General features: G+C 69.4%; 13 protein-coding genes and 3 tRNA genes. 8 read left to right on the top strand and 8 right to left on the bottom strand.

The window, feature by feature from the left end; translation table 11 throughout:
* On the bottom strand, positions 1–1,080 hold the full coding sequence (locus tag C466_RS04215) for a zinc-dependent alcohol dehydrogenase family protein (protein ID WP_004595241.1): 1,080 nt from the start codon (positions 1,078–1,080) through the stop codon (positions 1–3).
* Between the two features lie 144 nt (positions 1,081–1,224).
* On the opposite strand from C466_RS04215, the gene C466_RS04210 reads away from it, so the two are divergent.
* Positions 1,225–2,361 carry a sensor histidine kinase gene (locus tag C466_RS04210; protein ID WP_004595242.1) on the top strand — a complete coding sequence of 379 codons (1,137 nt, stop codon included), beginning with the start codon at positions 1,225–1,227 and terminating at the stop codon, positions 2,359–2,361.
* 144 nt (positions 2,362–2,505) lie between these two features.
* Here the strand turns inward: C466_RS04210 and C466_RS04205 are convergent, their stop codons facing one another.
* Positions 2,506–4,017, bottom strand: a complete 1,512-nt coding sequence (locus tag C466_RS04205) for a replication factor C large subunit (RefSeq protein ID WP_004595243.1) — start codon at positions 4,015–4,017, stop codon at positions 2,506–2,508.
* Positions 4,018–4,323: 306 nt separating this feature from the next.
* Here C466_RS04205 and C466_RS04200 point away from each other — a divergent pair, with 306 nt between their 5' ends.
* Positions 4,324–4,734, top strand: a complete 411-nt coding sequence (locus C466_RS04200) for a type IV pilin (protein ID WP_004599583.1) — start codon at positions 4,324–4,326, stop codon at positions 4,732–4,734.
* A gap of 179 nt (positions 4,735–4,913) precedes the next feature.
* Here the strand turns inward: C466_RS04200 and C466_RS04195 are convergent.
* The 6 genes from C466_RS04195 to C466_RS04170 form a co-directional block, all read right to left on the bottom strand.
* Positions 4,914–4,984: transfer RNA gene (locus C466_RS04195), tRNA-Pro, on the bottom strand.
* A 46-nt stretch (positions 4,985–5,030) separates the two neighbouring features.
* Positions 5,031–6,239 (bottom strand): succinylglutamate desuccinylase/aspartoacylase family protein, encoded by a 1,209-nt coding sequence (locus C466_RS04190; RefSeq protein WP_004595247.1) that lies wholly within the window; start codon positions 6,237–6,239, stop codon positions 5,031–5,033.
* Between the two features lie 23 nt (positions 6,240–6,262).
* Complete coding sequence (locus tag C466_RS04185) at positions 6,263–7,243, bottom strand: RNA-guided pseudouridylation complex pseudouridine synthase subunit Cbf5 (RefSeq protein ID WP_004595248.1); 981 nt, start codon at positions 7,241–7,243, stop codon at positions 6,263–6,265.
* A gap of 21 nt (positions 7,244–7,264) precedes the next feature.
* Positions 7,265–7,843, bottom strand: a complete 579-nt coding sequence (gene cmk, locus C466_RS04180; protein WP_004595249.1) for a (d)CMP kinase — start codon at positions 7,841–7,843, stop codon at positions 7,265–7,267.
* An 84-nt stretch (positions 7,844–7,927) separates the two neighbouring features.
* The gene (locus C466_RS04175; RefSeq protein ID WP_004595250.1) at positions 7,928–8,293 is read right to left on the bottom strand and encodes a hypothetical protein; all 366 of its coding nucleotides are present in this window, start codon (positions 8,291–8,293) and stop codon (positions 7,928–7,930) included.
* Positions 8,283–9,323 (bottom strand): zinc-binding dehydrogenase, encoded by a 1,041-nt coding sequence (locus C466_RS04170; RefSeq protein WP_004595251.1) that lies wholly within the window; start codon positions 9,321–9,323, stop codon positions 8,283–8,285. Before C466_RS04170 ends, C466_RS04175 begins: the two co-directional genes overlap by 11 nt.
* A gap of 757 nt (positions 9,324–10,080) precedes the next feature.
* On the opposite strand from C466_RS04170, the gene C466_RS04165 reads away from it, so the two are divergent.
* The 6 genes from C466_RS04165 to C466_RS04140 all read left to right on the top strand — a co-directional run bounded on the left by C466_RS04165 (position 10,081) and on the right by C466_RS04140 (position 12,655).
* Positions 10,081–10,166, top strand: a tRNA-Ser gene (locus C466_RS04165).
* A gap of 56 nt (positions 10,167–10,222) precedes the next feature.
* Positions 10,223–10,744 carry a 30S ribosomal protein S13 gene (locus C466_RS04160; protein WP_004595252.1) on the top strand — a complete coding sequence of 174 codons (522 nt, stop codon included), beginning with the start codon at positions 10,223–10,225 and terminating at the stop codon, positions 10,742–10,744.
* Entirely contained in the window at positions 10,741–11,268 is a 528-nt protein-coding gene (locus C466_RS04155; RefSeq protein WP_004595253.1) for a 30S ribosomal protein S4, read from the top strand. Before C466_RS04160 ends, C466_RS04155 begins: the two co-directional genes overlap by 4 nt.
* Positions 11,269–11,274: 6 nt before the next feature.
* Positions 11,275–11,667 (top strand): 30S ribosomal protein S11, encoded by a 393-nt coding sequence (locus C466_RS04150; protein WP_004595254.1) that lies wholly within the window; start codon positions 11,275–11,277, stop codon positions 11,665–11,667.
* Between the two features lies 1 nt (position 11,668).
* Positions 11,669–12,421: a DNA-directed RNA polymerase subunit D gene (locus C466_RS04145; protein WP_004595255.1), complete on the top strand. Its 753-nt coding sequence runs from the start codon at positions 11,669–11,671 to the stop codon at positions 12,419–12,421.
* A 149-nt stretch (positions 12,422–12,570) separates the two neighbouring features.
* A tRNA-Leu gene (locus C466_RS04140) sits at positions 12,571–12,655 on the top strand.
* Positions 12,656–12,689 lie beyond the last annotated feature (34 nt).

Genomic DNA, 12,689 nt, shown 5'->3' with positions numbered 1-12,689 from the left:
TCACCCCTCGAAGTCGGTGACGACCTCGACGCCCGTCGCCTCGTACTCGTCCATCGCGGCGAGCCGGTCGGAGACCTCCGACAGCGACAGCTCGCGGGCGACCAGGTCGCCGGGGTCGATCCCCGTCGCCTCGATCAGCGCGAACAGGTCCGGATAGCTCGTCGGTGGCATCCCGCGCGAGCCGACGAAGGAGATCTCCCACCGCGTCATCCAGTCCGTCGGCAGCGACACCTCGCCGCGCTCGGCGTCCGTCGTGAGCCCGACCTGGACGTGCGTGCCCCGCGGCCGCAGCGACCGGACGGAGTTGCGGCAGGTTTCAGCGATCCCCAAGGCGTCGAGCGAGACGTCGGCGCCGCCGTCGGTGAGGTCCCGGACTCGTTCGGGAACTGAGTCGTCCTCTTCCGGCAGCGACGCCGGGTTCACCGTCTCGGCCGCGCCGAACTCGGTCGCGAGCGCGAGGGCGTCGTCGTCGACGTCGACCGCGATCACGCGCGCGCCGAGCGCCGCCGCGATCTGGACCGCGGAGAGCCCGACGCCGCCGCAGCCGTGGACGGCGACGGCGTCGCCCCCGCCGACGGTCGTCCGCTCCGCGAGCGCGTGATAGGCGGTCATGTACCGACAGCCGAGCGCCGCGGCCGCGGTCGCGCCGAGCCACTCGGGGCGTTCGACGAGGTTGTAGTCGGCGGCCGGGACGGCCACCCGCTCCGCGAACGCGCCCGGCGCGGCGGCCTCGAACCCGAGCGCGCGCCCGTCCTCGCAGACGTTGCCGGCCCCGCGGCGGCAGTGCGGACAGGTGCCGTCGCCGAGCGAGAAGGGGACGACCACGCGGTCGCCCGGGCGGAACCGGTCCACCTCGTCGCCGACGTCGACCACCTCGCCGGCCGGTTCGTGACCGAGGACCTGGCCGCGCGGGACCCGGTCGTTCGCCCACTCGCCGTGGCCGGCCCACGCGTGCCAGTCGCTGCGGCAGACGCCGCAGGCGTCGACGCTGACGACGGCGCCGTCGGGGGCCGGTTCGGGGTCCGGGAGTTCGCGGACCGCGAGCGGCTCGCCGTACGCTCGGAGGATCGCTGCGCGCATACGCCGATCCATCGGCGGCCGCGACAAAGTACCCCCGGCATTCCCCCGTTCCACCGATTATTTCACACGATATTTAGTTGTTCTCAGCGCATGACAAGTGATATCCGAGTAAGGTTTATCATTGCCGAGTAACCTCGTTGACACGTGTCGCGTTCGACGAAACGGCGGCCCGGGATCGCGTACCGTCGCCCCGAGGGCGACCCTTCGCGGTTCGTGATCGAGGCGTCCGGTGAGCCACGGCCCGAGGTCGCGGAACGACCGGACGGCGGTTGGCTCGACCGCGTCGTCGGCGACGACCGGGAGCGGCTCCGCGAGGCGCTCGACTCGGACCCCGTCGACGTGGTGTATCGAGTCACGTCTGATGAGGGGCCGCGGTGGGTCCACGAGCGAGGGCGGGCGACGGACGACGGCGACGTCGTGGGGTACCTCTTTCTGGCGGACGAACGCGTTCAGCGACGGCGACGGCTGGAGCGACAGCGGGAACGGCTCGAGGAGTTCGCGAGCGTCGTCTCACACGACCTTCGGAACCCCCTCTCCGTCGCAGTCGGGAACATCGAACTGGCCGCCGAACTCGACGAGGACGCGTCGCCCGAGCGGCTGGACCGGGCCCTCGACGCGCTCGACCGGATGGACGACCTCATCGGCGAACTGCTGACGCTGGCGCGGGAGGGAGAGACGGTCCAGTCCGCCGAGCCGACGGAACTGCGGCCGGTCGTCGAGAGCGCGTGGGAGACCGTCGGTGAACGCGCAGACGCCGCCCTCGTCGTCGACGGCCCGCTCGGAACGGTCCCGTGCGACGCCGACAGGTTCCGGCAGGCCTTAGAGAACCTCTTCCGGAACGCCCTCGAACACGGGACGCCCGAGGACGTCGACGCGCTACCCGGCTCGGACCCGGTCGAGAGCGGGTCCGGGGACCGGGCCGCGTCCGGCACGTTCTCGCCGCGCGAGGAGTTGTCGGGAGAGCGCGCCGCGGGAAACGCGGAGGACGCCGCGGTCCGCGTTCGCGTCGGGCGGACGGACGACGGGTTCTACGTCGCGGACGACGGCTCGGGGATCGACCCGGACCAGCGGGAGGCCGTCTTCGAGCCGGGGCACACGACCGCCCCGGGCGGGACCGGCTTCGGACTGGCAATCGTCGAGCGGATCGCGGAGGCTCACGGATGGACGGTCTCGGCGGCCCGGAGCCGGGAGGGCGGCGCTCGGTTCGAGTTCGTCTGCGACGAGCCGGTCGAGACCGCGGAGCCGTCCGAGGGCGAGGCGAGTCGGACTCGCGGCGTCTGACCGTCCTGCCGGAACGCTCGTCCGGTACCGCGTCGCACCCCGACGGACACGGTGCCGGACGGAAAGCGGGTCGGAGAGAAGGGACCACCTGCGAACTCCGGAGCCGATCAGGAGCCGCTCCGCGGTGCGCGGCCGGGGAGCGACTCACATGAAGTCGTTCAGCCCGGCCTGATCGTCGTCGCCGTCGTCGTCTCCCGCGGCCGCGTCGTCTGAGCTTTCCTCGTCCACGGGGTCGTCGCGACCGGCACCGGCAGCGTCCGCGTCGGATCCGGCCGCGGCGGACCCGTCGTCGCTGTCGGCCGCCGCGTCGTCGCCGTCCGCGCGCCCTGCCGCGTCGAGGGCGAAGGCGCCGTCGGCGTGTTCCTCGATCAGCTCGTCGCGCCGCGCCTGCGCGTCCTCGACGATCGACGCCACCTTGTTCGTCGACTCGCCGGAGCCGGTAACGAAGGCGACGCCCTCTTCGTCGAGGTCGTAGGCGGCCGCCATCGCGACGGTCAGCTCGCGGGGCTTGCAGTGGTGGGTGACGGCCTGGAGGAACGGCAACACCTCGCGGCGAGCGGTCGCGACGCTACAGCCGCTCGCGGCCGCGATCTTCCCGACGACCTCGTCCGCGGTCGCGTCCGACGACGACCAGAACTGCGGGCGGCCGTACCGCGTCCACCCGCCCTTCTCGCCGTCGCGGGCCGCCGCGACGCCCGCGGCCGCGTTGTCGGTCGCGTAGCGCCAGTAGGAGTAGTTCTGGGTGGCGCGCACGCGGCCGAGCCACACGTCCGCGTTCGCGAGGAAGTCGTAGGCGCGGACCGCCTCCGCGGGCTCGTACACGTCGAGGAGGTTGTTCTCGATCCACCGCGTCAGGTCGTCGGGCGTCTCGTCGACGGCGTACGCCGACTGGAGCGCCTCCTCCGCGGACTCCTCCTTGAGGACCGCGTCGAGGAACGGGAACAGCCCCAGCGCCTTGTCGCGATCGCCCGTTACCACGTCTTCGACCGTGATCGAGTCGCGCCCCTGCGTCGCGGCCTGGAGGTCGTTGATCGCGCCGCGGAGGTCGCCGCGGTTCCCCTCCGCGATCCGCTGGAGCGCGTCCGACTCGAACTCGATCCCCTCCTTGCGGCAGACGTCGCGGAGGACCGGGACGATGGAACGCGCGGAGACGTCGCGGAACTCGATCTCCTGAGTCGCGTTCCGGAGCCCGCGCGACATGTCGTAGAAGTCGTTGGCGATGAGCACGATGGGCTGGCCCGACTCCTTGACCAGCTTCGTGATCGCCGAGGCGCCGCCGCGGTCGTAGTTGCCGTGGATGTTGTCGGCCTCGTCGAGGATGACGAGCTGCCGGGAGGCGGTGTCGCCGCCGGCCGCGCCGCCGCCCGCCGCGCTCCCGCCGAGGGTGGCGTTGCGCGCGGCCCGTCCCGCGAACCGCTCGATGACGTCGGCGGTGCGCTGGTCGGAGGCGTTGAGCTCGACGGTCTCCCACCCCATGTCGTTCGCGAGCGCGTGCGCCGCGCTCGTCTTCCCGACGCCCGGGCTCCCGTGGAGGACGACCGCCTCGCGGTGGTCGTCCCACGAGCGGGCCCACTCCGCGAACGCGTCGCGGGCCTTGTCGTTGCCGCGCACCTCCGAGAGCGTGCTCGGGCGGTACTTCTCCGTCCAGTCGGCCATTATCGAAGCAAGGAGCGAGCCGCGTTTAGTGGTTGCGGAGCGGTGCCCGAGGTGATCGCGCGATCCAGACGCCCCACGCTACTTCCCCGAACCGGCGTCCGAGTCGGCGGTTTCGGGACGACGTCCCGAGTAGGCCGGGGCTACGCGCTCAACTTTCAGCGCTGATATTCATGCCATTAAGTACATAAGCCCAGTCCTCATCCGTTTAGCTAACCAGCAACCGATCGGAACGGACCTGAGGGCCACTTCGACTATGGCACACGAGTCTCTCATTCCCGTTTCTCGGTGAACCGCTGGGTTCAAACAATGAAACCACAGAACCAATCCAAATCGGACGACCGCGCGGTGAGCCCCGTTATCGGGGTCATCTTGATGGTCGCGATCACAGTCATCCTGGCGGCCGTCATCGGGACGTTCGTCCTCGGACTCGGCGATCAGTTAGGCGATACCGCGCCGCAGGCGAGCTTTACGATCGAGAGTAACTCCACAGACAATATCACCGTAACCAAGACCGGCGGTCAAGCAATTGAGGGGTCTGACCTCGTTGTCTCAGTCGACGGACAGAGAGGAGACAACTTCGGAAGTGGTGACTGGCAAAGTGGTGAACGGAGAAACGCCAGTATTTCGAGTATTAGTCCCAGTGGAGACGCTACAGTTCGGATAATCCACGACCCGAGCGGGAACGCGATCTTTGAGGACACCTGGGACTTCAGCTAATCGGCTGATACAGCGTCTTTTTCCGCAGTTTTTGCTTGCTTTTGATCGGTGCTGGCGCCAAACCAGTGACAATGGTGAGTCGCAACGGTTTCGTGGATGTTATCGGATCGGTCGTTCCCTCGCGTCTACGAAACGAACAATCCCGGGACTACTAACGCTGGTTTCCGTAGAAATTGAAGTGGGACCGCTGAGAGTCGAACTCAGGTCATACGGACCCCATCCGCATAGGATACCACTACCCCACGGTCCCTGACTACACGCTGAAAAACGACGGTCCGGTAATTAAGGACTTCGCTTCACTCCTCGTCGGCGTCCCGCGGGACCACGAGGGCGCCGTCGTCCCGGACCGCGAGGCTGCCGATCGGGTCGCCCTCGTAGACGGCCAGCCCCTCGCACCGACCGAGGACGTACCCGTCGCTGTCGGCGCGGACCGTCGCGCGCTCCGCGCCCGCGGCGTCGACCACGCTCGCGAGCACGTCGCCCTCGGCGAACACGTCGCCGGCCGCGACGCGGTGCCGGACGAGGCCGGAGTCGTCGGTCGTCGGCCCGCGGAAGCGCCGCACGGGGAACTCGACCGGAGCGGGATCGACGCCGACGCCGGGCTCGCCGACCGACTCGGGCACGTCGCCGGAGTCCAATAATCCGAGTTCGACCGCGACGCCGAAGGCGCCCGCGACGCCCGCGTCGAGGATGGCGTCGTCGACGACGCTGTGGGCGCCCAGCTCCGCCGTGAACGCTGGTATCCCGGCCTCGTTGAGCACGGCGCCCGCGGTCGAGCGCTGAAGGTTCTCCTCGACGTACTCCGCGGCGGGGTACTCCCGGACGACCGGGAGGCCGAACGCGTCGACCAGCCGGCCGAGGTCCTCGAAGAGCGCGGCCGCCTCGGACTCGCTTCGCCGGTCGCCGTAGAGGACGCGGTCCCGGATGGCGAACGGCTCGCTGCCGACGCCGGCGGTGTGGCAGTCGATCAGCGCGTCCGCGGCTGCGTTCGTCCCGACCGTCTCGACGGCGAACTGCCTCGAATCGTCCGCGGACTCGCCCGCGTCGTCGGGCACCTCACCCGTGATCGCGGCGTACAGGCGGGCGTCGATCCGCTCCTGGAGCTTCGGCGGGCGCGCTGACTCCGCGTCGGCGTCCGGGAAGTGACGGTTCGGGTCCTCGTCGGCGTAGTACGTCTCTCTCGCGTTGCGACGGAGTCCCGCGGGGGAGGCCGCGGGCACCGCGACGACCGCGCCCGCGAGGTCGGCGAGGCAGTCGCCGAAGGCCGCGACCGCGTCCTGAACGACCGCGACGCCGGTCGCCTCGTCGCCGTGGACGCCGCCCGTGAGCCACAGCGTCGGTCCGGCTTCGGCGCCGTTCGCGACGACGACCGGGAGCCGCTCCGCGCCTCCGGTCGGGAGCTCCGCGACCGGGAGCCGGCCGCGGTCGAGCGTCCCCGGCGCGGCGCTCGCGCTTCCGAGTTCGATCCGTCCGCCCGCTTCCCCGTTCGCGTCCGACTCGTCCATACCCGAACCCGGGGATGGCGGAGTTATAAAAGAACGCGCTCCAAGTCGACGGCGATCCCGCTGTCGGCGTCCGGATCGCCGACGACGCGCCCGAGACAGACCGCGACGCCGTCGGGCGTGAAACACGCAACGAGCGGCGGGTCGTCGTCGCCGTCGCGGTCCGGCCGAGCGGCGTCGTCGTCGACGTCGATCACGCCGGGCGCGTACACGGGCGCGCCGGTCGCGACGCTGCGCGCGGCGGACCGCGCGACCGTCACCGCGGGGAGGTGCGTCAGGGCGTCCTCCGCCGGACGGACCACCTCGCGGAGGAGCGTGTCGTCGCCGTCCTCGGCCCACGCGAGCGCGTCCACGAGGTCCTGAAGTGTGTGGAGGTCGCGGTCGTCGAACGGGTCGGTCGCGGTGCGCCGAAGGTGACCCATGTGCGCGCCGACGCCGGTCGCGAGCCCGATGTCGTGGCACAGTTTCCGCACGTACGTCCCCGACTCGCAACGGATCCGGATGAGCGCCTGCCGGTCGTCGACCTCCAGCACGTCGAGGTCGTGGATCGTCCGCGTGCGGAGTCGACGGCTCACGGCGCTCTTCCGCGGCGGCTTCTGGTAGATCTCGCTCTCGAACTCCGCGACCACGTCCTCGAAGTCCGCCGGGGCCGAGCCGTGGATCTCCAGCACCGCGACGTACTCCTTGGTGCCCTCTAAGAACACCTGCGCCATGCGCGTCGCGTCGCCGGTCAGGGTGGGAAGGCAGCCGGTGACCTTCGGGTCGAGCGTGCCCGAGTGGGCGACGCCGCCGGTGGGAGGGCCCTCGGGGTCAAGCGCTGCGAGCGTCTCGTCTATCGCGTCGCGAACCCACGCCGACACCTGATGCGAGGAGGGGCCGGCCGGCTTGTCGAGGTTGACGACGCCGAATCGGAGCAGCTCCGGCACCGAGCGCTCGCCGGGCGGCGCTCTGAGGGGCCCCTCGCCGTCGGCGGGAGCGTCGGCGTCGGCGTCGGAGGCGTCTGTCATGAGGTGTGCGGCGGGTGGGGCTCAGAAGTCGTAACTGACGCCCTCGACGGGCGCTTTCCCCTCGTCGTCGTCGGGATCGTACGCCTCGACGGTGGCGACGAGGACGTCGAGGAACCGTTCGGGGCCCCAGCGGGCGGTGTTGTACGCGGCGTCGTAGATCGAGAGGTCATCGATGTCGATGTCGTAGTACTCGCGGTACCGCTTGCGCTCGGAGGCCTCGCGTCGCTCCGTCTCCGTCGCCGCGCGGTCGACGGGCTTCGCCTCGCGCTCCGCGATCCGCTCCGCGCGGACCGACAGCGGCGCGTCGAACCAGAACCGGAAGTCGGCGTGGTCGGCCGCGAGCCACCCGGCGAGCCGCGATTCGAGGACGACGTCGTCGCGCTCGACCGCGATCTCGCGGAGCCGGCGGTCGAGGTCCCGGTCGATCTGGGGGTCCTCCTCGGCGAACTCGTTGAACTCGACGGGCGTCATGTCGCGTTCGGCCGCCATCTCGCGAAAGATGTCGCCGCCGGAGACGTGCCCGAGACCGAGCGCGTCCGCCAGCTGGACGGCGTTGGTGCTCTTCCCGCTCCCAGGCGGGCCGGAGACGGTGATCAACATATCACCACTGCGCGGGTGTCGTTCAAAACGGTTGTCGTTCGACGGCGCGACGGGGCGATCTGACCGGGGCGAAGCCGGCCGCGGTCAGGGCTCGCTATTGGCCGTCGCGGCCGTCATCGACCAGACCGCGACGAGGCCGAGGAGGAGCGCGGGGACGAGCGGGAGCGCGAGGTACGTCGCGAAGAAGGGGAGCCCGAACCAGCCCGCGGCGTACGGGTAGACGTAGATGATCCCCGGGATGACGAGCGCGCAGACGAAAATCGCCGCCGTCAGCGCCCACCCCTCGCGACCGAAACCGTCGGCGGTGGGTTCGTCGGTGGCCGACGCCGACGCTTCGGGGCCGGCGGCCCCCTCGCTCTCGCCGCCGTCGTCCTCCGGGACGTGGACGTAGCCGCCGTCGGTGGTGCCGTCAGCGGTCGCGTCCGCGCCGGCGTCGGTCTCAGAGCTCACTGTCGGGTTTAACCACCACTTTGCCAAAGCCCTCACGGTTCTCGATCATCTCGTGTGCGCGCGCGGCCTCGCTCATCGGCAGCACCTCGCGGACGCGCGGTTCGAAGGTGCCGTCCCAGACGAGGTCCAAGACCTCGTCGACCTCGCCCGGCGTCGCCATCGTCGAGCCGAGGACCGACAGCTGGTTCCAGAAGATGCGGTTGAGCCCGGCGCCCGGGTTCGGGCCGGTGGTCGCGCCGCAGGTGACGAGCCGGCCGCCCTTCGCCATCGACTTCAGTGAGTTCGGATACGTCGCCTCGCCGACGTGGTCGACGACGACGTCGACGCCGCGCTTGCCGGTGAGCGCGTCGATCTCCTCGGCGAAGTCGTTCGCCTCGTAGTCGATGACGTGGTCGGCGCCGCACTCCTCGGCGTGCGAGAGCTTCGCCTCGGTGGAGGCGGTCGCGAACACCTCACAGCCCGCGTGGTCGGCGATCTGGACCGCGGCGTGGCCGACGCCGCCGGAGGCGCCGAGGACGAGCACCTTCTCGCCCGCCTCGATGTCGGCGCGCGTCTGGAGCATGCGCCACGCGGTCTGGAAGACGAGCGACGCGGAGCCGGCGACCTCCCAGTCGACGCCGTCCGGGACCGGAACGAGGTTCTCGGCGGGAACCGCCGCCTTCTCGGCGTGGACGCCGCGGACGTGTTCGCCGATGATGTGGAAGGAGACGCACAGCGACTCCTCGCCGTTGCGGCAGAACTCGCAGTTCCCGCAGGAGACGCCCGCGCTCACGGCGACGTGGTCGCCCGGCTCGAACCGCGTCACGCCCTCGCCGACGGCCTCGACGACGCCCGCCGCGTCGCTGCCCGGGATGTGCGGCATCTCCAGGTCGATGCCGGGCATCCCGCGCCGCGTCCAGATGTCGAGGTGGTTCAAGGCGCCGGCCTTGACGTCGACGAGCACCTCGCCGCGGTCGGGTTCGGGGTCGGGGAACTCGCCGTACTCGATCACGTCGCGGTCGCCGTGGTCGGCGAACTGAACGGCTTGCATACGCGGACCCTCCCGCGGGACCCACTAAACAGTACGCCTCACGGAAACGGACGGCGCGTCTCGAGGGTAGCGGCCAGTTATAAATGACATTGCGGTGGCGCGTGCCGGCGAGCGGCCGGAGCGAAGCGGAGGCCGCGAATCAGCACGCGCGAGGGAGTCGGGCGCGCCGAGGGCGACCGAAGGGAGCCCGACGGACGCGCCCGACGAGGCTGGGGAGGCGTGAGGTGCCGTGCGGTCGCGGTCGGGTGGGACTCAAAGGGGCAGCCGCGAGGGCGAAGGCGCGCGACGTTCGCACCGAGGGAGCGAACGAAGTGAGCGACCGAGGCGCGTGGTTCGAGAGAGTGAAGCTCTCTCGTCATCCCGAAAATCGAAGATTTTCGGGCGACAGCGAGCGCACCGAGCCCTCGCGGCTGGGGCTTAGGCGGTGTTCACCGCGAAGTCACGAGTTGTTTATAAATAACGCCGAAGCGCTCCGGCGCATCTGCTCCCGAAACGATCGAGAAGCGCTACTCGGTGACCAACTGTTTCAGCCGAGACAGCGTTTGAACAACAGGACTCCAACAGCTCCACCTCGACGGATCCGACGCGTCCGCCGCGATCTCGTCGGACTCCGATACCACCCAAGCGACGACCGTGCGAGACCGCCACAGCGACCCGGGCGTTTCGTGATGTTTAAGTACCGAAAGCGGGAGCATACGAACGCACGAACTGCAGGGGCGTCGGGTCCCGAGTCCGAGAGGGCGATGATACAACGCGGGTTGCGGTAGCCAAGCCTGGCCCAAGGCGCAGGGTTGCTAACTCTGTGGCGTCACTGCCTCCGGGGTTCGAATCCCCGCCGCAACGCTCGAACGGACGAGTACCGCCGGATTCGCGCCGGTAGGGCTCACCACAACCAACACATGAGCACGGAAGAATCACAGGACGACTCGCCGGAGGAGGAGGAAGACCTCCAGTACTTCGTTCGGATCGGGGGCGCGGACCTCGACGGGACGAAGACGGTCGAGCGAAGCCTGTCCGAACTCGACGGCATCGGCACGCGCACGGCGCGGCTGGTCGCCGAGAAGGCCGACGTGGACAGAAACGCCACGTTCGGGCTCCTCGACGAGGATGACATCGACGCGGTGGTCGACATCGCCGAGAACCTCGAAGACCACGTCCCGTCGTGGATGACGAACCGACAGAACGACTTCTTCAGCGGAGAGACGACGCACCTCGTCGGCACGGACGTCAACGAGAAGCGCCGTCACGACATCAACCGCATGAAGATCATCGAATCGTACAAGGGCGTGCGCCACAAGCGCGGGCAGAAGGTCCGCGGCCAGCGCACCAAGTCCACGGGTCGCTCGGAGGGGACCATCGGGGTCAACGTCGAGGAGATCCGCGAGGAGATGGCGGACGACGAAGCGGGTGACGAGGAATGAGTACCGGCAAGAACACCAAGGGCTACGAGACGCCGAACCACCCGTACCAGGGCGAGCGCATCGCCGAGGAGTCCGACCTCCTCTCGCGGTACGGTCTGAAGAACAAAGAGGAGTTCTGGCGAGCGCAGTCCGAACTGCGTAACATGCGTCGAGAGGCCCGACGGCTCCTCGGCGAGGCGCAGGGCGACGTCGACGCCGCCCAGGACGCCGGCGCGGAGTTCGTCGCACGGCTCCGTCGGATCGGCATCCTCGGCGACAACGACGACATCTCGACGGTCCTGTCGCTCGACGTGACGGACCTCCTGGAGCGCCGGCTCCAGACGATCGTCTACCGCCAGGGATTCGCCTCTTCGACCCAGCAGGCCCGCCAGTTCATCGTCCACGGCCACATCACCGTCAACGGCGCTCGCGTCACGCGCCCGTCGGTGAAGGTGGACGTCGACGACGAGGGCGCCATCGCCTTCGACGAGACGAGCCCGCTCGCGGACGATCTCCACCCCGAGCGCGCGGAGTCACAGGAGTAACCAACCATGAGTGAATCCGAGGACGGAGGAAAGTGGGGCATCGCCCACGTGTACGCGTCGTTCAACAACACGCTCATCACGGTCACCGACGAGACGGGCGCCGAGACGATCGCCAAGTCGTCCGGCGGCACCGTGGTGAAGCAGAACCGCGACGAGGCGTCGCCGTACGCCGCCATGCAGATGGCGGAGGTCGTCGCCGAGCGCGTCAAGGACGCCGGCCTGGAGGGCGTACACGTTCGCGTGCGCGGCCCCGGCGGCAACCTCAACAAGTCCACCGGTCCCGGTGCGCAGGCGACGATCCGCGCGCTCTCGCGTGCGGGCGTCGAGATCGGGCGCATCGAGGACGTCACGCCGATCCCGCACGACGGGACGAAGGCGCCGAAGAACAAGCGAGTCTGACATGACCGAAGACGAATTCGACGTCCAGTACGTCGAACGGGACGATCGCAGCGCGCGGGTGCTGATCCGCGGGCTCACGCCGGCGTTCGCCAACGGCATTCGCCGCGCGATGATCGCCGACGTCCCGACGTTCTCGATCGACACGGTCCGGTTCGTCGAGAACTCCTCGGTCATGTTCGACGAGATGATCGGCCTGCGTCTGGGGCTGGTGCCCCTGACGACGCCGCTCGACGACTTCGAACTCGGCGACGAGGTCACCCTCGCGCTCGACGTCGAAGGCCCGGCGACGGCGTACTCCGGCGACATCGAGAGCAGCGATCCGCTCGTCGAAGTCGCCGACGAGAACGTTCCGATCATCGAGCTGAAGGAGGGACAGCGGTTGGAGTTCGAGGCCGACGCGGTCCTCGACACCGGCAAGGAGCACGCCAAACACCAGGGCGGCGTCTCCGTCGGGTACCGTCACCTCCAGCGCGTCTCGGTCGAGGGCGACCGCGGCGAGTTCGACGACGACGAGCCGAACATCCTCCGCGGCGTCATCGAGACGCCGGACGGAGAGATCGAGCTCACCGACGAGTTCGACAACGACCTCTCGGAACGGTTCCCCGGGAAGGAGGTCGCGGTCGAGGACGTGCCGGGGGCGTTCGTCTTCCACATCGAGACGGACGGCTCGTTCGACGTCGAGGAACTGCTGCTCCGCGCCATCGACTCCATCGAGGAGCGCGCGGACGAACTACAGACGAAAGTCGCAGTATAAGGAAATGACGGCCCTTCGAACCAATCCCCTGACCGTCGCCCCCGCAGACAGCTGCGGCGCCGCTCCGACCGCCGGAGCGCCCGCGACCGACCGCGGGGACGCCGGGACCGAAAGTGGTTTGAAGGGAGCCGGAATACGGTGGAGTGCACGCAGGGATAGCCAAGTCAGGCCAACGGCGCAGCGTTCAGGGCGCTGTCCTGTAGAGGTCCGCAGGTTCAAATCCTGCTCCCTGCACTCCGTTTTCCACGAACTCTCCGTTCAGGAGGGA

The sequence above is a fragment of the Halorubrum distributum JCM 10118 genome (genome assembly GCF_000337335.1).
GTDB lineage: Archaea > Halobacteriota > Halobacteria > Halobacteriales > Haloferacaceae > Halorubrum > Halorubrum distributum.
This window is presented reverse-complemented; position numbering and strand designations above follow the sequence as displayed.

What these genes read in the sequence shown, in the direction of transcription:
- C466_RS04215 (WP_004595241.1), bottom strand. Translation starts at nt 1,080, where the DNA reads ATGCGCGCAGCGATCCTCCGAGCGTACGGCGAGCCGCTCGCGGTCCGC.
- C466_RS04205 (WP_004595243.1), bottom strand. Translation starts at nt 4,017, where the DNA reads ATGGCCGACTGGACGGAGAAGTACCGCCCGAGCACGCTCTCGGAGGTG.
- C466_RS04200 (WP_004599583.1), top strand. Translation starts at nt 4,324, where the DNA reads ATGAAACCACAGAACCAATCCAAATCGGACGACCGCGCGGTGAGCCCC.
- C466_RS04190 (WP_004595247.1), bottom strand. Translation starts at nt 6,239, where the DNA reads ATGGACGAGTCGGACGCGAACGGGGAAGCGGGCGGACGGATCGAACTC.
- C466_RS04185 (WP_004595248.1), bottom strand. Translation starts at nt 7,243, where the DNA reads ATGACAGACGCCTCCGACGCCGACGCCGACGCTCCCGCCGACGGCGAG.
- cmk (WP_004595249.1), bottom strand. Translation starts at nt 7,843, where the DNA reads ATGTTGATCACCGTCTCCGGCCCGCCTGGGAGCGGGAAGAGCACCAAC.
- C466_RS04170 (WP_004595251.1), bottom strand. Translation starts at nt 9,323, where the DNA reads ATGCAAGCCGTTCAGTTCGCCGACCACGGCGACCGCGACGTGATCGAG.
- C466_RS04160 (WP_004595252.1), top strand. Translation starts at nt 10,223, where the DNA reads ATGAGCACGGAAGAATCACAGGACGACTCGCCGGAGGAGGAGGAAGAC.
- C466_RS04155 (WP_004595253.1), top strand. Translation starts at nt 10,741, where the DNA reads ATGAGTACCGGCAAGAACACCAAGGGCTACGAGACGCCGAACCACCCG.
- C466_RS04150 (WP_004595254.1), top strand. Translation starts at nt 11,275, where the DNA reads ATGAGTGAATCCGAGGACGGAGGAAAGTGGGGCATCGCCCACGTGTAC.
- C466_RS04145 (WP_004595255.1), top strand. Translation starts at nt 11,669, where the DNA reads ATGACCGAAGACGAATTCGACGTCCAGTACGTCGAACGGGACGATCGC.